Genomic DNA, 20,666 nt, shown 5'->3' on the forward strand with positions numbered 1-20,666 from the left:
CGCCGGAGCGGCGGGCTGACAGGGTTATATTAATCGTCTTCCGGATCGTCCAGCTCAATCGGCGTCTGGAACTCATCTGGCTTAATGACCAGCAGGTCACAGCGCAGATGGTCGATCACCTGTTCGGCGGTATTGCCGAGGAACGCGGCAGAAATACCGGTCCGGCCAATGGTCCCCAGGACCACAATCCCGGCCTGCAAATGTTCTGCTAAATCCGGGATCACCTCTTCAGGCAGCCCTTTCTCTACGTGCGTCATGTTCTCGTCAATGCTGAACTTCTGGCGCAGCGCTTTCATGGCCAGCAAATGCTGGCCGCGAATGGCGTCGTTATAGACGCTGGGGTCAAATTCAGGCAACTCAATGGCGATATTGATTGGGGTGACTGGATAGGCGCCCACCAGATGCACTTCAGTGTGATTGACCTGGTCAGCGAGCTGGATGGTTTCCTTCACCAGCTTCTCGTTGAGTGAATTATGATAATCCTCTTCGCTGGCGAGGTTTACCGCCACTACGGCTTTCCCGCCCTCCGGCCACGGCTGGTCTTTCACCATCCAGACCGGGCAAGGGCATTTACGCAGCAAGTGCCAGTCGGTTGGGGTGAAGATCACGGATTCCAGCTTGTCGTGCTGGTGCGCCATCTTCAGCAGCAGGTCGTGTCCACCGGCAACGACTTCCTGGATAATGGCTTCAAAAGGTCGGTTATGCCAGACCACTTTGATATCAATAGGAACCCCCGCTTCAAGGTAATACTTCGCCTGTTCACGGATCCACGCGGTACGCTGACTGATGACGCCCTGACGCATAGCGGTGCGCTCGTCAGGCGACAGAAGGGTGGTCATCTCATACGAGAAGTCATAGATCGGCAAAAACGCTTTGATTTTGCCGCCAATCCGTTGATGGGTAATGACTCCAACTTACTGATAGTGTTTTATGTTCAGATAATGCCCGATGACCTTGTCATGCAGCTCCACCGATTTTGAGAACGACAGTGACTTCCGTCCCAGCCTTGCCAGATGTTGTCTCAGATTCAGGTTATGCCGCTCAATTCGCTGAGTGTAACGCTTGCTGATTACGTGCAGCTTTCCCTTCAGGCGGGATTCATACAGCGGCCAGCCATCCGTCATCCATACCACGACCTCAAAGGCCGACAGCAGGCTCAGAAGACGCTCCAGTGTGGCCAGAGTGCGTTCACCGAAGACGTGCGCCACAACCGTCCTCCGTATCCTGTCATACGCGTAAAACAGCCAGCGCTGACGTGATTTAGCACCGACGTAGCCCCACTGTTCGTCCATTTCAGCGCAGACAATCACATCACTGCCCGGCTGTATGCGCGAGGTTACCGACTGCGGCCTGAGTTTTTTAAGTGACGTAAAATCGTGTTGAGGCCAACGCCCATAATGCGGGCGGTTGCCCGGCATCCAACACCATTCATGGCCATATCAATGATTTTCTGGTGTGTACCGGGCTGAGAGGCGGTGTAAGTGAACTGTAGCTGCCATGTTTTACGGCAGTGAGAGCAGAGATAGCGCTGATGTCCGGCAGTACTTTTACCGTTACGCACCACGCCTTCAGTAGCTGAGCAGGAGGGACAACTGATGGAGATGGAAGCCACGGGAGCACCTCAAAAACACCATCGTACACTAAATCAGTAAGTTGGCACCATTACCGAGCGCGCAATCCTCAATTTGTGAAAAAGGACCGCAGACCGTCACGGCCGCGCATCCGCCAGTTCATAACACAGCGCCCCAATCCGCTCCACGGCATTCAGCAGGCGGGGCGTCGGTTCGTTTGCGCAGTTTAGCCGCAAAAAGTGAGACAGCTCTGCGGCAGGGGAAAACAGCGGGCCGGGGCTGACGCCAATACCCAGCGCCAGCGCGCGACGATGTACCTCCAGCGCGTTGACCTGCAAAGGAAGTTCTATCCACAGCAAGTAACCCGCGGCGGGCGCGTTAACACGCGTGCCGGGAGGAAAACTTGCCTCGACTCGCGCCACGACGGCGTCTATTCCCTCCGCAACGCGACGCTTGAGCCGCCGCAGATGGCGATCGTAATCGCCGCTCGCCAGGACTTCGCTCGTTGCGGCTTCCAGCAGCGGAGCGCCTGCCCAGTCTCCGGCCATGCGGGCCTGTAAAACCTGCGGAAAGTAGCGTCCGGCGGCAATCCAGCCGATTCGCCAGCCGGGCGCAAGCGTTTTAGACAGGGAGCTGCAATAAATGACATTTCCACTCTGGTCGAACGCTTTACAGGCTGGGGGACGTTGTCCCTCGCCGACAAGATCGCCGTAAACATCATCTTCAATGAGAGGAATATCTGCCGCGTCAAGCAGGGCAACGAGTTCCTGCTTACGCGTGACGGGCATACTGGCGCCCAAAGGGTTTTGCACCGTAGGGGAGGCCAGAACGGCGGCCGGGCGGTGGCACCGAATGGCGTCCGCCAGCGGTTCCAGCAGCAGGCCCTCAACAGGATCGGTGGGGATCGATAAGGCCTTCAGACCCAAATCCTCCAGCAGCAGGAGCGTACCAAAGTAGGCTGGCTGCTCAATCGCCACCACATCACCGGGCTGGCACACGGCTCGTAGCGCAAGGCGCAACGCCTGCGTCGCACCTGCGGTGATAATAAGGTCATCCGCGCTGAAACGGGCCCCCCACTGTGCAGAACGCGCGGCAATCTTGCTTCGCAAATCACGCCTTCCCGGCGGCAGGCTATAGCTCTGACCGTGCGCGTCCAGACGTCGGCCCGCGGAGTGCAACGCCCGCTGTAGCGTCTCGCCCGGCAGCCAAGCAGGATCGGGAAGGGCTGCACCCAGAGGCACCAGACGGGCTTCTGAACTGCTGAACAGCGACCGGGCCATAGCCGACAGGGTGACGGGAACCGGGCCTGGCGGAGAACGAGAAGGCTCCACAGGCTGCGGAAGGCTTGTCTGGTGGATGTAATAACCTGAACGCGGACGTGCAACAATCAGCCCCTCGGCCTCAAGGCAGCGCAGCGCTTCAAGCGCCGTCGGAAGACTGACATGCTCGCGTTCGGCCAGTTTACGCGCGGAGATGATCTTGTCACCGGCTCGCAACGCGCCAGACGTAATTGTAAGACGCAGCATATCCGCAATACGGCGATAGTGAGGAGAGGACGGGGATGGGGCAGACATGGTATCTGTTCAGGCTAATTTTCGATAAAACTGACTATACAGCCAATAATGCACGCCATCTATAGTGTCCGACATGTTCAGGACAAGGAGGCATTATGCACAGCGATAATTTTGATATTTCCACGTATTTCAAACGCATAAACTACACTGGCCCCGCGGCTGCCGATACGGGTACCCTGCATGCGCTTATGCGTCATCAGCTTTTTGCAATCCCGTTTGAAAATCTGGATGTACAGGCGGGGAAAATTGTCTCGCTGGCACCTGACGATATTGCCGATAAGCTGTTAACACCGGGGCGCGGCGGCTACTGCTATGAGGTGAACGGGTTGTTTGCCATGGCGCTGGAGGCGTTAGGTATTCCTTACCGTTTTGTGGCGGCACGCCCGATGTTCTACCCCGTACGGCGGCCAAAAACCCATATGGCGTTAATTGCTGAGGTGGAGAGCCGACAGTGGCTTTGCGACCTCGGGTTTGGCAGCTATGGCATTCGTGCGCCAATGGCTCTGGACACGCTTGATGTTGATATCGCACAGGATTTTGACACGTTCCGGCTTAGCCGCAGCGCTGAGGGCGAATATCTGCTTCAGGCGAAGGTGGCGGGAGAATGGGCCCGTCAGTACGGCTTTGATCTCACGCCACAGGAGTGGATTGATTTCGTTCCGGCCAACTACCTTAACTCCACGCACCCGGATGCCATTTTTGTGCAGAAGCGTGTGGTGGTGCAGCATCGACCGGAGGGACGCGAGATTTTACTGGGGGATATGCTGAAAACCATTACGGCGAAGGGCACGGAAACCCGGCAGCTGGCGGAGGACGACATCCCCCGTATTCTGAAAGAGCGTTTTGCGTTGATCGCGGCGTAAAGCAGAAGGGGGCCTGTGCCCCCTGAGCCTCCCGCACCGCGGTTGAAGCATTACTTCTTCTTGTTCATCATCGCTTTTAAATCGGCAAACGGGTTAAACGTGGCGACGCCCACGTCTTTTTGCGCGTCTTCCCCGGCGACCACGGTGGTACCGTACTGATCCGCTTCGGTGTATTTCGAATGTTCGTGATCGTGGCAAAACAGGCACAACAGCTCCCAGTTACTGCCATCTTCCGGGTTGTTGGTATGGTCGTGATCGATATGGTGAACCGTCAGTTCGCGCAGATTGGAATAGACAAACTCGCGCGAGCAGCGTCCGCATACCCAGGGATAGATTTTTAACGCTTTTTCGCGATAGCCACTTTCAAGTCTCGCGTAGTTTTTGGGGATCAGAGCCATTGCTGGTTTTACCTGTGATAAAAATAGTGTGCCAATATATCCCATCAGGCACGGTAAATGTACAGGACCTTCCTCCGCTAGAGCGAGAATGTGCCTTCAAGCGTCATCACGCAATTTCCGCCAACGCGAACCACCGCCTCTCCCGACGAGGCATCGTATCCCGCGAACAGCACGCTTGCTCGTCCCATATCAACGCCCTGACTGACGTTAAGGTTAAGCGTCGTTTTATTGCGGTGCAACGCCAGCAGCGCTGTCGCAGCGGCAGTCGCGCTGCCTGTGGCAGGATCTTCTGTCATGCGGGGAGTAAACATGCGGGCCTGCACATCATGAGGTTCATCAGCATTCGTATCCAGGGTGTAGGCGTAGAGGGAAACGGCGCCATCCAGCGGTAAAGTCGCGCGAAAACCCTGTAAATTCGGCACGCATCGACGAAGCGCCTCACGAGAAGCCAGCTCGGCTATCAGAAAGGGCAGACCTACCGACGCGACCACAGGCCTATGTACCTCGGTACGGATATCTTCCGTGTTCAGGGATAAGCAGGCAGCCACGCTTTCCGGGCTGACTTCAGAGCGGCACGAGAGTGCCTCAGGCACCAGGAGTTCTGCGCCAGTGACCGTATCGTTGTCGCGCAAGAGGCGAACGGGCACCACACCGGCTATTTCCTCGAAGTGTAGCGTATCAGGCAGGCGCTGATGATTCATCGCGGCGTAATGGGCAAGCACGTAAGCCGTTCCAACATTCGGGTGCCCGGCGAAGGGGATCTCGCGCGAGGGCGTAAAGATTCGCACGCGTGCTGTATGGGAAGGATTGTCTGGCGGCAAAACGAACGTGGTTTCGCTGTAGCCAAATTCAACGGCGACCTGCTGCATTTGTGCTTTGTTCATGCCTTGAGCATCGAGTACGACGGCAACAGGGTTACCCAGAAACGGAGTATCAGTAAAAACATCCGCAACAACATAGCGTCTTTTCATTCTCTGTCCGATATAAAAGTCCTGATATAGAGATGTAACGTTAAATCAAACCGATAACCAGCCGTTTTTCACCCGACGGACCTGAAAAAATTTCAATCAATTTATTTGAATCATTCCGTTAAAGAAACGCCATTTATTCTCCACAGGTAATGCGTACAGTAGGGAGAACGCAACGCATTATCAGGACACAGGATTATGAAAAAGATCGGCTTTTTATCGTTTGGTCACTGGACGCCTTCTCCGCAGTCCGGCACGCGCTCGGCAGCAGACACCCTGCTGCAGTCCATCGACCTGGCCGTAGCGGCCGAAGAGCTGGGGGCGGACGGCGCCTATTTTCGCGTGCACCACTTTGCTCGTCAGCTGAGCTCTCCGTTCCCTCTGCTGGCCGCAATTGGGGCCAAAACGAAAACCATCGAGATCGGTACCGGCGTGATTGATATGCGCTATGAAAACCCGATGTACATGGCCGAGGATGCCGGTGCGGCGGATCTGATTTCCGGCGGTCGTTTGCAGCTTGGCATCAGCCGGGGCTCCCCGGAGCAGGTCATTGATGGCTGGCGTCATTTCGGCTATGTCCCGCAGGAAGGGGAAAACGAATCAGATATGGCACGCCGTCATACCGAGGTGCTGCTTGAGGTTCTGCGCGGCGAAGGATTTGCGAAGCCGAATCCACAGCCGATGTTTCCGAATCCACCGGGGCTGCTGCGACTGGAACCCTATTCCGAAGGGCTGCGCGAGCGTATCTGGTGGGGCGCCGGTTCGAATGCGACCGCAGTATGGGCCGCTAAGCTCGGCATGAATCTGCAAAGTTCTACGCTGAAAGACGATGAAACCGGTGAGCCGTTCCATATTCAGCAGGCAAAACAGATCCGCGCGTACCGCCAGGCGTGGAAAGAGTCAGGGCATACGCGTGAGCCGCGCGTGTCGGTCAGCCGCAGTATTTTTGCCCTGATGGACGACCGTGACCGGATGTACTTCGGTGCCAGCCGCAACGACAGCGATAGCGTGGGGTATCTTGACGAGAAAACGCGCGCGATCTTCGGACGCAGCTATGCCGCGGAGCCGGACAAGCTTATCGAACAGCTGAAAAAAGACGAGGCGATTGCTGAAGCGGATACGTTATTGTTGACCGTACCGAACCAGCTCGGTGTGGATTACAATGCGCATGTGATTGAGTCCATTCTCAAACATGTCGCACCGGCAATGGGCTGGCGCGAGTAGTCGACGCGCTGGGATAAGCCCCGTCGCCGCACGTGGCGTGAATCTTCATTTGTAACTATTCGGGCGCTTATCGCGAAGACAGGAGGATCTATACATTCCTCCTGTCAGCGCTATTTCTGGCTCATATCGCTCAGCAGCACGGCGATGCTTTGTCCGCCCTCGGTCTGTTCCAGACCAATCTTCACAATGATGGTCAGCGGAACGGAGAGCAGCATACCGACGGGACCGAGCAGCCAGCCCCAGAAAATCAAAGACAAAAAGACGACCAATGTGGATAGCCCCAGCCCGCGTCCCATCATCCGTGGCTCAAGAATATTGCCGAACAGCAGGTTAATGGCCAGATATCCGGCCAGCAGAACCAGCGCATCATACAGCCCGCTGAAAACCAGCACCTGAAGGATAGGGGGGATCGCTGCCAGCACGGAACCGATGTTGGGAATGTAGTTGAGCGCGAAGGCCAGTAATCCCCAGACGAACGCGAAGCGGACGTCCAGCGCCAGCAGCATCACCCAGACCACGAGCCCGGTGACCAGGCTGATGGCGGTTTTCAGCACCAGATAGCGTGAAACGCTGTCCAGCGCGCGTTGAATCGCCCCCATGCCCTCAACCGGACGGACCATTATCTGCTGCAGCTTTGCCGGCAGTTGAGGCACCTCCAGCAGCATAAACACCACCGTTAAAAACAGCAGGAAAATGGAGGTCATGGCATTCGAAAGCTGCGCCAGCAGGCTGGTGACGATCGTCATGGCCGCATTGGGGTCGATATATTTAAGGAGTTCCTCAACCGAGACTTCAATACCTGCGCGTTGCAGCCAGGGTTCAAGCTGCAGCAGCGGTATCGCCAGCGACGATCGGTACTTCGGTAACGTGCGCGCCAGTTCATTCAGCGAGGTACCGAGATAGGCAACCAGCAATACCATCGCAACAATAATCACGCTGATGAGCAGGGTAATCGCCAGCGCGCGCGGGATGCGTAGCCGGGTCATGCGCCGTACCAGCGGGTTAAGGATCACCGCAATGAACAGCGCCAGAATAAAGGGCACAATAATGTCGGCTGCAAATCGCACGCCCGTCAGTATGATCACCAGCATGCCCAGCATGATGACAATTTTTAACCCGTTCAGGGTAATAATGGGTTTAGCCATGGTGACTCCGAAATACGCTTTTTATTTATAATAAAGGTGAAACGCGTTGCAATAAACTAACCAAAATCAAACGGCGTGGGTAAAGAATTGCAAAGACTTTGAGTAAAATCCTGACTTATGGTACAAATTTGGCGTGTTTAACTACCGAGGACAATTTTCATCCGCAAAGACGAGAAGCAACAACGCGGATAATTGTAATTTTATGGACAATTTGTTCAGGACGTATTCTTTAAACAACACCGCTGTATTTTTCACCTCCTTCTGCCTGGTTGCTGGTGAGCAACACTGGCGCACCGCCCTATAGTTATCTCTTCTGCCTGAGCTGGCGCTACGCGCTTAGCTGTCTGATTTAATTTCATATTTTTTGGGTTTGCCGCATGCGGCGGGCCACGATGGATTATATTCTCAAGCAGGAGAAAAACATGTTTTACTGGATTTTACTCGCTCTGGCTATTATCGCTGAGATTACCGGCACGCTGTCGATGAAGTGGGCGAGCGTCAGCGATGGCAATACCGGTTTTATTTTAATGCTGGTGATGATTTCACTCTCCTATATTTTCCTCTCATTTGCGGTGAAAAAAATTGCGCTGGGTGTGGCGTATGCGCTGTGGGAAGGGATCGGTATTTTATTGATTACGCTCTTCAGCGTCCTGATATTTGACGAAACATTAACAACAATGAAAGTCGCCGGATTAACGACGCTGGTCGCGGGTATTGTGCTGATTAAATCAGGTACCCGTAAACCGACCAAACAGCAGAAGGAGCAGAACCATGCAACAGTTTGAATGGGTTCATGCGGCCTGGCTGGGTTTCGCCATCGTGCTGGAAATTGTCGCCAACGTTCTGCTGAAATTCTCCGACGGTTTTCGTCGTAAAGTCTATGGCCTGATGTCGATAGCCGCGGTTCTGGGGGCGTTCAGCGCTCTGTCGCAGGCGGTCAAAGGTATCGATCTTTCGGTGGCCTATGCGCTGTGGGGCGGTTTTGGTATCGCCGCCACCCTTGCCGCCGGTTGGGTACTGTTCGGCCAGCGGTTAAATAACAAAGGCTGGATAGGACTGATATTGCTGCTGGCGGGTATGGTCATGATAAAACTCGCCTGATAACCCGTTACCCCTTTTTCTCCCGCAGCCGCGCTGGCTTACTCTTGAGCCAGCGCTTCCAGCTTATCGCGAAAACCGGTGACGGATAGGGCCCGGTTATCGGCTCGCCATCGGTCTTTCGCCGCCGGAGCGGAGCTTTGAACACCAATCAATTGCCAGCCGTTATCGGTTTTCAGCATCAAGGGCGAACCACTGTCACCCGGTAACGTATCGCACTGGTGCGACAGCACGCTGGTTTGTGCCCAGCCCGTTACAACACAGTCGGTATGGGTGTAAAGCGCATCCAGATGATCGACCGGGTAGCCTGACTGCGTGACCTTACGGTCGGCGGCTTTCAGCGCGGCGGTGAGCGCCGCTTTATCTCCGTCGAATAACGGCAGTGGCGTAATGCCTGAAGGCGGGTAGCGCAGAATGATCAGGCCAAAATCCCATGACGCTGCCGCGGGCGGCACTATCCAGCCATCACCATCCGGTTTCAGTCGTTTACCCAGAGAAGGATCAACCCGGCCTTCGATGCCGTGGATTTCGTAGCGCCAGACACCTTTTTGCGACACAAACCGTAAGGCTACCGCTTTGTCTGGCTTTCCGTTAGGGGGCGTCAACAGGCAGTGGCCTGCCGTCAGGGCTAATTGCGGGGTGACCAACGTCGCGGTGCACAGGTTGCCGCTGGCGGTTTCCAGTTGTCCAATAGCATCCCAGGGGGCCTGTGTTGGGTCGGTGACGCGAGTACGATCGTCATGACCGAAAAAAAGCGTCTTAAGCTCTTTCGCGCTAATGGCGTCATCGCCGCCATCATCCGCCTGTGAAAATCCAGAAAAAAGACCAAACGTTCCCAGCAACAACACAACAGATTTACGCATATCACACTCTGGTGGGGGTAATTATGATTATTAAAAGTGAACCCTATGAAAATACTATAGACGGGACAGCACGAAAGTGGGAGTAAAATCAGCGTGCTACAATCAGGAAAGATAAAAATGGCTTGCGATGAGCGCGCATAAAATAAGCAGGAACAGAATGAGCTCAAACCGATAGCGTCGCAGCATACGCCCTCCGGATAAAAAAACGGCGCAGAACCTTTTCCGGTTCAGCGCCGGTTTACCAACGTGCCCCGAAGGGCACGGTTAAGCTTGTACCTTACGCAGCTGGCTGAGCAGCTGGTTTAGCAGCTTCGTGTTTTACTGCTTTTTTGTGATGCTTTTTAGCGGCCTGGGCTTTCTGCTCTACAGCAGGTTTAGCGGCTTTTTTATGGTGCTTTTTAGCGGCCTGGGCTTTCTGCTCTACAGCAGGTTTAGCGGCTTTTTTGTGGTGCTTTTTAGCGGCCTGCGCTTTCTGCTCTGCAGCAGGTTTAGCGGCTTTGTGGTGTTTTTTATGATGTACAGTTTTTGCTGGCGCAGCAGTGGTCGTTGCAGTTGGCGCAGCGGCCGCTGGTGCAGCAGTGGTTTCAGCAGCAAACGCAGCAGAAGACAGACCCATAGCAGCGGCAACAACCAGAGCTAATACTTTTTTCATGTTCATACCCTCGAATTTGGTTTTTCATTTAACCCCACTGCGGGGCCGTTGAAATAACTATATCCCTGTAAATTCGAGGTTTCCGTGAGTGATTGGTATCGGCGTGTAACCATATGTACATTTTCCGCCAAAAGTAAATTACCAATTATAATCAATAGCATAGATAAGGACTTCATGCCCTTGCCAGAGTTAATCACCACTATTATTGTATATTTATTGACGTATACTAGGGGTAGATCCATCTTAGTACTCCAAAAAAGAACGCTGAATGGCCTTTTATACGATTTAAAAGAGAGTGACCGCTAAGGGCGAGATAGGGCACAGAGTGGCAGTAGGAGTAAGAGAAGGGGGGAGCGCACGCACCGGGAAAACAAAACATTCCAAAAAAGACGCCGGAGTACAGAGAGATAAACTAAGTGATGTAACTGAGCATGTTGAGGCTGTCAAGTAAAAGTCGAAGTGCGCGTAACAGCAAAACTGGTGCGTACTACTGATTGATAATTTGGCGAGAAATCGGGCAGAAAAATAGGTGATGCTGCCAACTTACTGATTTAGTGTATGATGGTGTTTTTGAGGTGCTCCAGTGGCTTCTGTTTCTATCAGCTGTCCCTCCTGTTCAGCTACTGACGGGGTGGTGCGTAACGGCAAAAGCACTGCCGGACATCAGCGCTATCTCTGCTCTCACTGCCGTAAAACATGGCAACTGCAGTTCACTTACACCGCTTCTCAACCCGGTACGCACCAGAAAATCATTGATATGGCCATGAATGGCGTTGGATGCCGGGCAACCGCCCGCATTATGGGCGTTGGCCTCAACACGATTTTCCGCCATTTAAAAAACTCAGGCCGCAGTCGGTAACCTCGCGCATACAGCCGGGCAGTGACGTCATCGTCTGCGCGGAAATGGACGAACAGTGGGGATACGTCGGGGATAAATCGCGCCAGCGCTGGCTGTTTTACGCGTATGACAGGCTCCGGAAGACGGTTGTTGCGCACGTATTCGGTGAACGCACTATGGCGACGCTGGGGCGTCTTATGAGCCTGCTGTCACCCTTTGACGTGGTGATATGGATGACGGATGGCTGGCCGCTGTATGAATCCCGCCTGAAGGGAAAGCTGCACGTAATCAGCAAGCGATATACGCAGCGAATTGAGCGGCATAACCTGAATCTGAGGCAGCACCTGGCACGGCTGGGACGGAAGTCGCTGTCGTTCTCAAAATCGGTGGAGCTGCATGACAAAGTCATCGGGCATTATCTGAACATAAAACATTATCAATAAGTTGGAGTCATTACCTAGAAACTCTATCATTAGCTATAAATTTTGATAGTTTTAGGTTATGGACTGATTCTGGCGAGGAGGTTATTTTAAATAAAGACTCTAAAGAAAAGCGTAAGATATTAAAGAAGATAGATTCCAAAAAAGGTTTTGAAATTATAAGGCAGGGTAAACCTATTCATTTAAGCTCTGGGCAATTAATGTACGCTTATATGATACCTGCTATCGTTTCTGAAATGAAGGATGAAAGTTTATTAATTCTCGATGATCCGGAGCTTTATCTTCACCCAACATTGGAGATGGGATTAATTAAGATGCTGAAGAGTCTTTTAAAAGATTCGTCATCTTACGCAATTATAGCTACACATTCTGCAGTTATGGCTCGAGAAGTAGTTAGGAGTGGAGTCAAAATATTGCGAGAGAAAGCCGGAGTAACGAAAAATGATATGCCACGAATAGAAACTTATGGTGAGTCATTGGATGCAATTGTTGGCGAAGTTTTTGACGATTATTTTCAGGATAGGCCATATGAAATAGAGTTAGAGGAACTATTAAAAAAAGAAGATCTGAATGAGGTGCTGGATAAATATTCGGAGAACCTTGGTGATGAAGCATTGGCATATTTGACATCAAAACTTCCATATAAAAATGATGAAAATGAAGATGACGAGTATATCAAAATGGAGCCAATTTGATGAAATTTTTGTTTCACGATAAATTAACTAATGATACAACATGGGTTGAGTCGGTAAATGGCTGCAAGAAAAAAAATATTAATGAGTTTAATTTATTAAAACCAAGGATTATTACAGCATATCAGATATATGATACATTGATATCCAATTTTGAAACTTCTTTACCTCCTGGTATTTTTTCTTCCAGTTGGGGGGTTGTAAGTCCTGGAAAAATGCTGATGATAGATTATTATGAAACACCCCCAAAAGACTTGGCCGCACTAATGTCCACCAGGCGTAGAGATCATGGTTTAAATGAATGTCCGTATTGCGGAAATCCTAAATCACCTGATACCTTAGATCATTTCATCCCTAAAGATCTCTGGTCTGAATTTAGTATTTACCCAGACAACCTTGTACCGCAATGTAGAGAATGTGCCCCGATAAAAGGGGAGAAATATTACAGCACAGAAAAACGAAGTGCAATGTATATACATCCTATTTTTTTTGATTTGATTTCAAGGGTAGGTTTTAAAATCATTGTCAATTTTGAAGATGGTCGTTTTAGCTATGATGTAAGATGTCTTATTATTTCTAATGTTACGCCGGAAGAGAAAAGTAGAATTCAACTACATTTAAAAAGTTTAGATGTGAAAGATAGAGTTTTGAGATATTGCTCAAAAACGACATCTCACTGGCTTAAGATTCAAAAGAAAAATGTGAATGATATTAAGGAATCGTTTAAAATGCGCATTAGAGAAAATGGAGATAGGACTCATGATAATTGGAAGGTTGCATTATATAAAGGATATCATTGATAATGAAAATGCCTTAACGTACTTCAATTCTTTATGTCCAGAGCATCACGAGGCACGCGAGAGTATTGTTATTGATGAGATAGAAATATAAATCTTAATAATAAACTATTCAAGATTTTTTGAAGATGGTGTTGGTAAGTATATTTAATTAACATTAATTTTTTAACTATACTCTCCATTAATCATAAAATCTAAATGAGAATGTGATTTGAATTACGCCGGGTTCCCCCGGCCAAATAGATTACAAATAGCGCGAGGTGAGATGTTCGCGGAAGTAGCGGATATTCAGATCTTCGCCCGTCGCCTGGGTGATTAATTGCGACGTGCTGAAGCGGCTGCCGTGCTGCCAGATGTTCTGACGCAGCCACTCAAACAGGGCCGAAAAATCGCCCTCGGCGATAGAGGCCTGTAGCCCCGGCAGGGCGGTTTTTGCGGCATGGAACAACTGTGCAGCATACATAGCGCCCAGCGTGTATGACGGGAAATAACCAAACCCACCGTCGGTCCAGTGGATATCCTGCATACAGCCGTTGCGATAGTTGTCTTTGGTTGATAACCCGAGCCAGGCCTGCATTTTTTCATCCCACAGGGCGGGAATATCGTCCACCTCGATCTCGCCGTTAATCAGCGCACGCTCAATTTCATAGCGCAGCACCACGTGGGCCGGGTAGCTCACTTCGTCTGCATCAACGCGGATGTAACCTGGCTTCACGCGCTGGTTCCAGGCGATAAAGTTCTCTTCGCTGAAGGCGGCCTGGCTACCAAAGCGGGCGTGAACGGCAGGGAGCAGATGCTTCAGGAAAGCCTCGCTGCGTCCCAGCTGCATTTCAAAAAACAGGCTCTGAGATTCGTGGATGGCGGTTGAACGCGCCAGCGCCACGGGTTGTCCTGCCCAGGCTCGCGGCAGGTTTTGCTCGTAGCGCGCGTGTCCGGTTTCGTGGATCACGCCAAACAGCGCGCTGAGCAGCTCGTCCTCGTCATAGCGCGTGGTGATACGCACATCTTCCGGCACGCCGCCGCAGAACGGGTGGGCACTGACGTCCAGACGACCGCCGTTAAAATCGAAGCCGAGCATCTTCATGGCTTCCAGTCCGAGTTCACGCTGGGTAGCCGTCGGGAAAGGGCCTTGTGGCGGGACGAACGACCGCTGAGCCTGTTTTTCCACCACGTTCGCCAGCAGGTCCGGCAGCCAGGTTTTCATATCACCAAACAGCACGTCCAAGCGCGCGCTGGTCATGTCCGGTTCGAAAATATCCAGCAGGGCATCGTACGGGGTACAGCCTTTGGCCTCGGCGCGAAGACGGGCTTCTTCACGGCTGAGTTTGACGACGTCTTTTAGATTGGCGGAAAAACCCTGCCAGTCGTTAGCGGGACGCTGAGTACGCCAGGCGTGCTCACACTTGCTGCCCGCCAGCGATTTGGCTTCAACCAGCGATTCCGGCAGCAGGGTCGCCTGCTGGTAGTGGCGCGTCATTTCACGCAGGTTAGCCTGTTCGACGTCATTCAGATCTTCCTCTGCCGCTGCGGTCAGCCATTCGCCCACTTTTTTATCGGTAAGGAGCTGGTGCTGCAGGACGCTCATTTCCGCCAGCGCTTCACCGCGCGCGGCACTGCCGCCGGGCGGCATCATGGTAAACATGTCCCAGCTGGCGATGGAGGAGAGATGCGAGAAGCGGGAGAGGCGCTGGAAGGTTTTCACAAGTGACTGATAGGCGGATGGATTTTGCAATTCTTATTTCCTCTTGCCAGGGATGTGTTTCAGGGAGCATACAATGAAACAGGCCAAATTCCCCAACATTTCCTCCGTGGAAACCGTCTTCCGGAAGTCCGGGAGACGGTTCTCAGTGGGCACTTATGCCTTATCACGCATAACCTGTTGCAGGATCGCCAGCGCCTGGGTGAACTGGGCATCCGGAATGGTCAACGGATAAAGGAAGCGGATCACGTTTCCGTACTGGCCACAGATCAGTAACAGAAGGCCCCGGGAAAGTGCCTTTTGCTGAATCGCCTGCGCGATGGCGGCCGACGGTTCACGGCTCTCGGGATCAAAAAACTCTGCCGCAATCATCGATCCTCTTCCTCTTATCGCCACGAGCGCAGGGAAGGTGCCCTGAATCTCCTCCAGCGTGGCGCTCAGTCGATCGCCCAGGTGACAGGCGCGCGCGCACAGTGACTCGTTGTCGATAATATTCAGCACCGCGTGCGCGGCGGCCACCGCAAGCGGATTGCCTGCATAGGTTCCCCGAGTCCACCGGGGGCTGGTGCATCCATGATCTCAGCGCGGCCCACCACGCCGGACAGCGGCATTCCGCCAGCCAGGCTTTTGGCCATCGTCATCAGGTCAGGCTTGTCAGCGTAGTGGTCCATGGCAAACAGCTTACCGGTACGGGCGAAACCGCTCTGCACTTCATCGGCAATCATCACGATCCCGTGCTCATCACAGATGCGGCGGATGGCGGCCACCAGCTCTGGCGGCGCGACGTTGAATCCGCCTTCACCCTGAATAGGTTCAAAAATAATCGCCGCTACCTGTTTCGCCTCAATATCTGCTTTGAACAGGCGCTCTATCGCCGTGATGGCATCCTGCGTCGTGATGCCGTGCAGCTCGGAGGGATACGGTACGTGATAAACGGACCCGGGGAAGGGGCCAAATCCCAGCTTATAAGGCGCGACCTTGCCGGTTAACGCCATGGTCATATAGGTTCGGCCGTGAAAACCTCCCCCAAAGGCAATCACGCCAGGCCTGCCGGTGTGGGCCCGGGCGATTTTAATGGCATTTTCCACCGCTTCCGCGCCCGTCGTGAAGAACGCGGTTTTAGCCGGGCCCTGTACCGGGGCCAGCTCGTTAAGTTTTTCGGCCAGGGAAACGTAGCTTTCATATGGCACAATCTGGTAGGCCGTGTGGGTGAACTGGTGCAGCTGTTTTTCCACTGCGGCCACCATTTCAGGATGACGATGGCCGGTATTCAGTACCGCGATCCCGGCGGCGAAATCAATATAGTCATTGCCTTCCACGTCGGTAAGCGTGGCATTCTCCGCCGTGCGGGCAAAGAAATTACACATTACGCCTACGCCGCGCGGGGTGGCCGAAAGTCTGCGCTGATGAAATTCCTGGTTACTCATGTCAGATACCCTTTTGTCGAAATGATCAAACGCCAAGACGATCGCGCAGGCTGTAATACGCCGCGCCCATCGCCGTAAATGGAATCCGCAGGCTGCGACCGCCCGGGAAGGGGTAGTGCGGGAGGTTGGCAAACGCATCAAAGCGCTCTGCGTCACCGCGCAGCAGTTCCGAAATCAGCCGTCCGGCCAGGTGGGTGCAGGTCACGCCGTGGCCGCTGTAGCCCTGCATGTAGTAGATGTTTTTATCCAGACGACCAAACTGCGGCATGCGCGACAGGGTCAGCAGGAAGTTGCCCGTCCAGCGGTAGTCGATTTTGACCCCTGCCAGCTGAGGGAAGGTTTTCAGCAGCTTTGGCATCACCAGACGCTCGACATCGTCCGGATCGCGCGCGCCATAGACTACGCCACCGCCGTACAGCAGGCGGTTGTCGGCGGTGAGCCGGTAGTAGTCCAGCAGGTAGTTGCAATCTTCAACACAGTAGTTATTGGGGATTAGCGTGCGGACGACCTCTTCCGGCAGCGGGGCGGTGGTCACCACCTGGGTGCCGCAGGGCATGCTGCGTTTTGCCAGTTCTGGTTCGACCTTATCGCCCAGATAGGCATTTCCGGCGACGATCACATAGCGGGCCGTCACCTGACCATGCTGCGTGCTTACCACGGCCGGGCTGGTGTGCTGAATGGCGGTTACCGGGGATTGTTCATACACCCGCCCGCCGTTAAGGCGAATAGCGTCCGCTTCGCCGATCGCCAGGTTGAGCGGATGAATATGTCCCCCGCTGCGGTCCAGCAGCGCGCCGGTATAGCGTTCGCTGTCGACTTCCCGGCGGATCGCGCTGGCATCCAGCAACTCCAGCTGCGTGTTGCCGTAGCGTTCCCAGTTGGCTTTTTGCTCTTCCAGCGTCTCCAGCTGCTTATGGTTCAGGGCAACAAACAGCCCGCCGGGACGATAGTCGCACTGGATCTGATAGCGCTGAATACGCTCCCGGATGATTTCCCCGCCTTCAAACATCATGCTCCCAAGGACTTTGGCAGCATCGGGGCCATAGTTTTTCTCAATCACGTCAATATCGCGGCTGTAGGAGTTAACAAGCTGGCCGCCGTTGCGTCCGCTGGCACCGAAGCCGATGCGCGCCCCTTCAAGGAGTACCACGTCGTAGCCCATTTCAGCGAGATGCAGTGCGGAGGAGAGGCCGGTATAGCCGCCGCCTACCACGCACACGTCACAGCTGATTGATTCGCTAAGCGTCGGGAATGGTTCGTAAGCGTTCGCGCTGGCCGCATAATAGCTGGTGGTATGTTCGGTCATGATTGAGGCTCCAGGGCAATCCAGATGGTTTTCAGTTCGGTAAATTTTTCCAGCGCGTGCAGAGACTTATCGCGGCCGTTGCCGCTCTGCTTATAGCCACCAAACGGTACGGTCATATCCCCGTCGTTATAGTTATTGACGAAGACCGAGCCTGCTTTCAGGCGACGGCTCATGCGGTGTGCGCGGGAGAGGTCGCGTGTCCATACCGCCGCGCCAAGCCCATATTCACTGTCGTTGGCCAGCGTTAAGGCTTCCTCTTCGGTTTTAAAACGGGTGACGACCAGAACAGGCCCGAAAATCTCTTCCCGGCACAGCGGGGAGGCAGGGTCGATGTCGACAAAAATGGTTGGACCTACCGCAGAAGGCCAGGATTGTGCCCGCCCGTCCAGCAGCAGCGTACCTTTCCGGGCGCCCTCGCGAATAAACGTGTGAACGGTATCGGCGTGCGCGGCGTCGATGAGCATTCCCATCGTGCTGTCGGGATCGAGCGGATCGCCCGGCTGCCAGTGGCGGGCCTGCACTTTCAGCTTTGCCAGAAAGTCATCGGCGATGCTCTCCTCAAGCAGCAGGCGGGTCCCGGCGATACACACTTGCCCCTGGTTATAAAAAATCCCGGCGGCGGTCGCGCTCACGGCCTTGTCCAGGTCCGGACAGTCGGCAAAGACAATGTTGGCGCTCTTGCCGCCAGCCTCCACCCAGACGCGCTTCATGTTGCTTTCGCCTGCGTCCTTCAACAGCTGCTTGCCGGTACGGGTAGAGCCGGTAAACGTCAGCACCTCAACGTCCGGATGCAGGGCCAGTGCCTGGCCCGCTTCGTGGCCGTAACCGCTTATCACATTCAGCACGCCGTCCGGCAGGCCCGCCTCTTTCGCCAGCCCGGCCAGCCGCAGGGCGGTGAGGGGCGATTTTTCGGACGGTTTCAATACCACGCTATTGCCCGCGATCAGCGCCGGGCCCAGCTTCCAGCAGGCCAGCAGCAGCGGGAAGTTCCAGGGAACGATGGCGGCGACAACCCCGATCGGCTCGCGCACAATCATCGCCAGCGCGTCCGGCCCCGTAGGCGCCACTTCGCCGTAGACTTTATCCGCCGCTTCGGCGTACCAGCGAATGGCGCGCGCCGCGCCGGGAATATCGTCGCGCAGGCTGTGGCGGATGGGTTTACCGGTGTCCAGGGTTTCCAGTAAGGCCAGCTCTTCGCCGTGGCGTTCCATCAAATCGGCGAACTTATTGAGAACGTATTTGCGCTGCGCCGGTGACGCCTGCGACCAGTCGCCACGGTCAAATACCTCACGCGCAGCCTGAACCGCGAGGTCTACGTCCGCCTGCTTGCCCCGGGCCACATTCGCCAGCGTCTGACGTGTAGCGGGGTTGACGGTTTCAAACGTGGCCTTATCGGCGGCGTCACAATAGGCACCGTTAATAAATAACCGGGTCTCAATGGCACTGTTTTTTGCTTTATCCTGCCAGTAAGTCAGGTGCTGAAAATGCATATTCACTCCTTTCTTTCGCAATCAGATAAATAAAGGCATGGCCGTTTCAGGCAATACGAAGCCGTGAGGCATCCCGGGGATTAACCCGTAAAATGCCGACATTGATCGTTTTTATTTGCCCCGGCGTAAGTCTTTACGCCGGGGCTGAGTGGTCATCAGAACGTGGTGGGGGTGTGGGCACTGATAATGCGGCAGATGCCTGCCGAGGTATTGCTGAAGCTGTGCGGTATGCCGGTATTAATGGCATAGCTTTGCCCCGCAACCAGGTGATAAGGCTGGCCATTAATGGTCAGCACAATTTCACCTTCCAGTATCGTACCAATCTCCTCACCCTGATGTTTGATCCTCTCTCCGGTCGTGGTTCCAGGCTGGTAAGTTTCAAAAATCATCGCCAGCGTACGGTTCGGATTTCCGTTGTGAACCAGCTTCATCGAAACCCCCTGACTGCCTATTTCGATAAGGTCTTCCTGATTAATAACCACCTGCGGTTCATCAGGTTTTTCCGGTTCCGAAAAGAATTCCGAGAGCGACAGCCCATAGACTTTCAGCAGCTTCTGAAGCGTACTGATGGCAGGACTGACTTTATCCTGCTCGATGGTGCTGATGGCACTGTGTGTTAACCCAGACAGTTCGGCGGCACGCCGCTGCGAGAGACCCAGTTGCTGGCGGATCTCAGACAGACGTTTCCCTGGCGCCAGTCCGTCATCGCTCATAGTTGCATTTCCTTTACGGTAGTGGTCAAAGTCGTTGCTTCTCGGCAATGTGGCTTTGACAGGCGGTGATAAAACCTTCAAACAACATACGTGACAGGGCGTACTCGCTGCTGTTCCATTCGGGGTGCCATTGCACGCCGAGGGCAAAAGGATGGTCATGCACGCTGACCGCTTCAACCAGCCCGTCCGTCGAGCGGGCCTCCACGCGAAGCCGTGGTCCTAACGTTCGTGCACCTTGCCCGTGTAACGAGTTTACCCAAAATGTGTTACAGCCTGGTATTAATTGAGACAGCAGTCCTCCCTCCTGAACCTGAACTTCATGAGACGGGGCGTATTGTAGCTCAACCGGCAGTTCAGGATCTTCCCGGTGCTCAAGCAGGTCATTCTGCTCGAACAGGCGACGATACAGCGTCCCTCCCGTCGCAACAACCAGTTCCTGCAGCCCCCGGCAGATGGCGAAAATGGGGATGCGCCTTTCGAGCGCGGCGGCAATCAGCGCCATACTCAGAAGATCACGCCCGGGATCGGCGTCAGGCTCATCGCCGTTTTCACCATAAAGGTGCGGCTGCACGTTACTTGGGCTGCCCGGCAGGTAAATCCCGTCCAGGGTTGGCAGCAGAGTGGTAAGCAACTCTGGCTCTGCCAGCGCATGCGGTAAGGCAATGGGTAAGCCCCCGCATTGATAATGGCATTCAGGTACTTTTCTTGCAGGGTCTGGGTCTCATGACCCTTAAGCCTGTTTCTGCACATCACCACGCCAATGACTGGCTTGTTCATTATATTTTCCATGATCGCCCTCACAAAGTGGACTAAATTTAGGCCAGTTTCACCTGTAAAACGGCCTTTTCGTTCAATATTTTCTCAATCTAGCAACGAGATCTGCCTTTTGCAAACTTAATTTAACATTT

At 53.8% G+C, this 20,666-nt stretch carries 20 protein-coding genes and 3 pseudogenes; 8 read left to right on the plus strand and 15 right to left on the minus strand.

Annotation, left to right across the window (positions count from 1 at the left end; genetic code table 11):
* Positions 1 to 29: 29 nt before the first annotated feature.
* The 3 genes and pseudogenes from uspE to BFV64_RS10280 all read right to left on the minus strand — a co-directional run.
* Positions 30 to 908 (minus strand): annotated as a pseudogene (gene uspE, locus BFV64_RS10270) (universal stress protein UspE); the annotation flags it as partial.
* Positions 909 to 914: 6 nt separating this feature from the next.
* Positions 915 to 1,612, minus strand: a protein-coding gene (locus BFV64_RS10275; protein ID WP_223216367.1) for an IS1 family transposase whose coding sequence is annotated in 2 segments (ribosomal slippage) — positions 915 to 1,363 and positions 1,363 to 1,612 — 699 coding nt in all. Because the reading frame shifts where the segments join, the coding sequence is not laid out codon by codon here.
* 96 nt (positions 1,613 to 1,708) lie between these two features.
* Positions 1,709 to 3,145 (minus strand): aminotransferase-like domain-containing protein, encoded by a 1,437-nt coding sequence (locus BFV64_RS10280; protein WP_059371920.1) that lies wholly within the window; start codon positions 3,143 to 3,145, stop codon positions 1,709 to 1,711.
* 95 nt (positions 3,146 to 3,240) lie between these two features.
* Here BFV64_RS10280 and BFV64_RS10285 point away from each other — a divergent pair, with 95 nt between their 5' ends.
* Positions 3,241 to 4,008 (plus strand): arylamine N-acetyltransferase family protein, encoded by a 768-nt coding sequence (locus tag BFV64_RS10285; protein ID WP_023330279.1) that lies wholly within the window; start codon positions 3,241 to 3,243, stop codon positions 4,006 to 4,008.
* Positions 4,009 to 4,058: 50 nt separating this feature from the next.
* On the opposite strand, the gene yajD is transcribed toward BFV64_RS10285, so the two are convergent.
* Positions 4,059 to 4,406, minus strand: a complete 348-nt coding sequence (yajD, locus tag BFV64_RS10290) for an HNH nuclease YajD (RefSeq protein WP_006808895.1) — start codon at positions 4,404 to 4,406, stop codon at positions 4,059 to 4,061.
* A gap of 77 nt (positions 4,407 to 4,483) precedes the next feature.
* Positions 4,484 to 5,377 carry a PhzF family phenazine biosynthesis protein gene (locus tag BFV64_RS10295; RefSeq protein ID WP_014883618.1) on the minus strand — a complete coding sequence of 298 codons (894 nt, stop codon included), beginning with the start codon at positions 5,375 to 5,377 and terminating at the stop codon, positions 4,484 to 4,486.
* Positions 5,378 to 5,572: 195 nt separating this feature from the next.
* On the opposite strand from BFV64_RS10295, the gene BFV64_RS10300 reads away from it, so the two are divergent.
* A complete protein-coding gene (locus tag BFV64_RS10300; RefSeq protein ID WP_069602030.1) occupies positions 5,573 to 6,598 on the plus strand; it encodes an LLM class flavin-dependent oxidoreductase in 1,026 nt (341 codons plus the stop codon).
* A 110-nt stretch (positions 6,599 to 6,708) separates the two neighbouring features.
* Here BFV64_RS10300 and BFV64_RS10305 read toward each other — a convergent pair whose 3' ends face one another.
* A complete protein-coding gene (locus BFV64_RS10305; RefSeq protein ID WP_069602031.1) occupies positions 6,709 to 7,743 on the minus strand; it encodes an AI-2E family transporter in 1,035 nt (344 codons plus the stop codon).
* Positions 7,744 to 7,876: 133 nt separating this feature from the next.
* Here BFV64_RS10305 and BFV64_RS26125 point away from each other — a divergent pair, with 133 nt between their 5' ends.
* From BFV64_RS26125 to mdtI, 3 genes are all read left to right on the plus strand, one after another.
* The gene (locus tag BFV64_RS26125; protein ID WP_418251743.1) at positions 7,877 to 8,047 is read left to right on the plus strand and encodes a protein YdgV; all 171 of its coding nucleotides are present in this window, start codon (positions 7,877 to 7,879) and stop codon (positions 8,045 to 8,047) included.
* Between the two features lie 118 nt (positions 8,048 to 8,165).
* Positions 8,166 to 8,528, plus strand: coding sequence for a multidrug/spermidine efflux SMR transporter subunit MdtJ (gene mdtJ / locus BFV64_RS10310; protein WP_014883621.1), 363 nt, complete (start codon positions 8,166 to 8,168; stop codon positions 8,526 to 8,528).
* Positions 8,515 to 8,844 carry a multidrug/spermidine efflux SMR transporter subunit MdtI gene (gene mdtI / locus BFV64_RS10315; protein WP_069602032.1) on the plus strand — a complete coding sequence of 110 codons (330 nt, stop codon included), beginning with the start codon at positions 8,515 to 8,517 and terminating at the stop codon, positions 8,842 to 8,844. The genes mdtJ and mdtI overlap by 14 nt, the downstream gene beginning before the upstream one ends.
* A 38-nt stretch (positions 8,845 to 8,882) precedes the next feature.
* Here the strand turns inward: mdtI and BFV64_RS10320 are convergent, their stop codons facing one another.
* The 3 genes from BFV64_RS10320 to asr all read right to left on the minus strand — a co-directional run bounded on the left by BFV64_RS10320 (position 8,883) and on the right by asr (position 10,356).
* Positions 8,883 to 9,704, minus strand: a complete 822-nt coding sequence (locus BFV64_RS10320; RefSeq protein ID WP_045282037.1) for a trypsin-like serine peptidase — start codon at positions 9,702 to 9,704, stop codon at positions 8,883 to 8,885.
* A gap of 102 nt (positions 9,705 to 9,806) precedes the next feature.
* On the minus strand, positions 9,807 to 9,890 hold the full coding sequence (ydgU, locus tag BFV64_RS26185; RefSeq protein WP_086527784.1) for a small membrane protein YdgU: 84 nt from the start codon (positions 9,888 to 9,890) through the stop codon (positions 9,807 to 9,809).
* A 91-nt stretch (positions 9,891 to 9,981) separates the two neighbouring features.
* Complete coding sequence (asr, locus tag BFV64_RS10325; protein ID WP_014883624.1) at positions 9,982 to 10,356, minus strand: acid resistance repetitive basic protein Asr; 375 nt, start codon at positions 10,354 to 10,356, stop codon at positions 9,982 to 9,984.
* Positions 10,357 to 10,939: 583 nt separating this feature from the next.
* On the opposite strand from asr, the gene BFV64_RS10330 reads away from it, so the two are divergent.
* From BFV64_RS10330 to BFV64_RS25335, 3 genes are all read left to right on the plus strand, one after another.
* Positions 10,940 to 11,637 (plus strand): IS1-like element IS1B family transposase gene (locus BFV64_RS10330; protein ID WP_235611130.1). Its coding sequence is split into 2 segments (ribosomal slippage): positions 10,940 to 11,189 and positions 11,189 to 11,637, totalling 699 coding nucleotides; the frame shifts between segments, so codons are not numbered across the junction.
* A gap of 173 nt (positions 11,638 to 11,810) precedes the next feature.
* A complete protein-coding gene (locus tag BFV64_RS10335; RefSeq protein WP_256388738.1) occupies positions 11,811 to 12,329 on the plus strand; it encodes an AAA family ATPase in 519 nt (172 codons plus the stop codon).
* On the plus strand, positions 12,329 to 13,126 hold the full coding sequence (locus BFV64_RS25335; RefSeq protein WP_137984534.1) for an HNH endonuclease: 798 nt from the start codon (positions 12,329 to 12,331) through the stop codon (positions 13,124 to 13,126). The genes BFV64_RS10335 and BFV64_RS25335 overlap by 1 nt, the downstream gene beginning before the upstream one ends.
* A gap of 241 nt (positions 13,127 to 13,367) precedes the next feature.
* On the opposite strand, the gene BFV64_RS10340 is transcribed toward BFV64_RS25335, so the two are convergent.
* The 6 genes and pseudogenes from BFV64_RS10340 to puuD all read right to left on the minus strand — a co-directional run bounded on the left by BFV64_RS10340 (position 13,368) and on the right by puuD (position 20,547).
* Positions 13,368 to 14,855 (minus strand): carboxypeptidase M32, encoded by a 1,488-nt coding sequence (locus BFV64_RS10340; protein WP_023337212.1) that lies wholly within the window; start codon positions 14,853 to 14,855, stop codon positions 13,368 to 13,370.
* 123 nt (positions 14,856 to 14,978) lie between these two features.
* Positions 14,979 to 16,249: pseudogene (puuE, locus tag BFV64_RS10345) on the minus strand (4-aminobutyrate transaminase).
* A 25-nt stretch (positions 16,250 to 16,274) separates the two neighbouring features.
* On the minus strand, positions 16,275 to 17,555 hold the full coding sequence (locus BFV64_RS10350; protein ID WP_014883627.1) for an NAD(P)/FAD-dependent oxidoreductase: 1,281 nt from the start codon (positions 17,553 to 17,555) through the stop codon (positions 16,275 to 16,277).
* Positions 17,552 to 19,045: an aldehyde dehydrogenase PuuC gene (puuC, locus tag BFV64_RS10355; protein ID WP_069602034.1), complete on the minus strand. Its 1,494-nt coding sequence runs from the start codon at positions 19,043 to 19,045 to the stop codon at positions 17,552 to 17,554. Before puuC ends, BFV64_RS10350 begins: the two co-directional genes overlap by 4 nt.
* Positions 19,046 to 19,200: 155 nt before the next feature.
* Positions 19,201 to 19,758 (minus strand): HTH-type transcriptional regulator PuuR, encoded by a 558-nt coding sequence (gene puuR / locus BFV64_RS10360; protein ID WP_013096835.1) that lies wholly within the window; start codon positions 19,756 to 19,758, stop codon positions 19,201 to 19,203.
* A gap of 25 nt (positions 19,759 to 19,783) precedes the next feature.
* Positions 19,784 to 20,547 (minus strand): annotated as a pseudogene (gene puuD, locus BFV64_RS10365) (gamma-glutamyl-gamma-aminobutyrate hydrolase).
* Positions 20,548 to 20,666 lie beyond the last annotated feature (119 nt).

Source organism: Enterobacter kobei (genome assembly GCF_001729765.1).
Classification (GTDB): Bacteria; Pseudomonadota; Gammaproteobacteria; order Enterobacterales; family Enterobacteriaceae; genus Enterobacter; species Enterobacter kobei.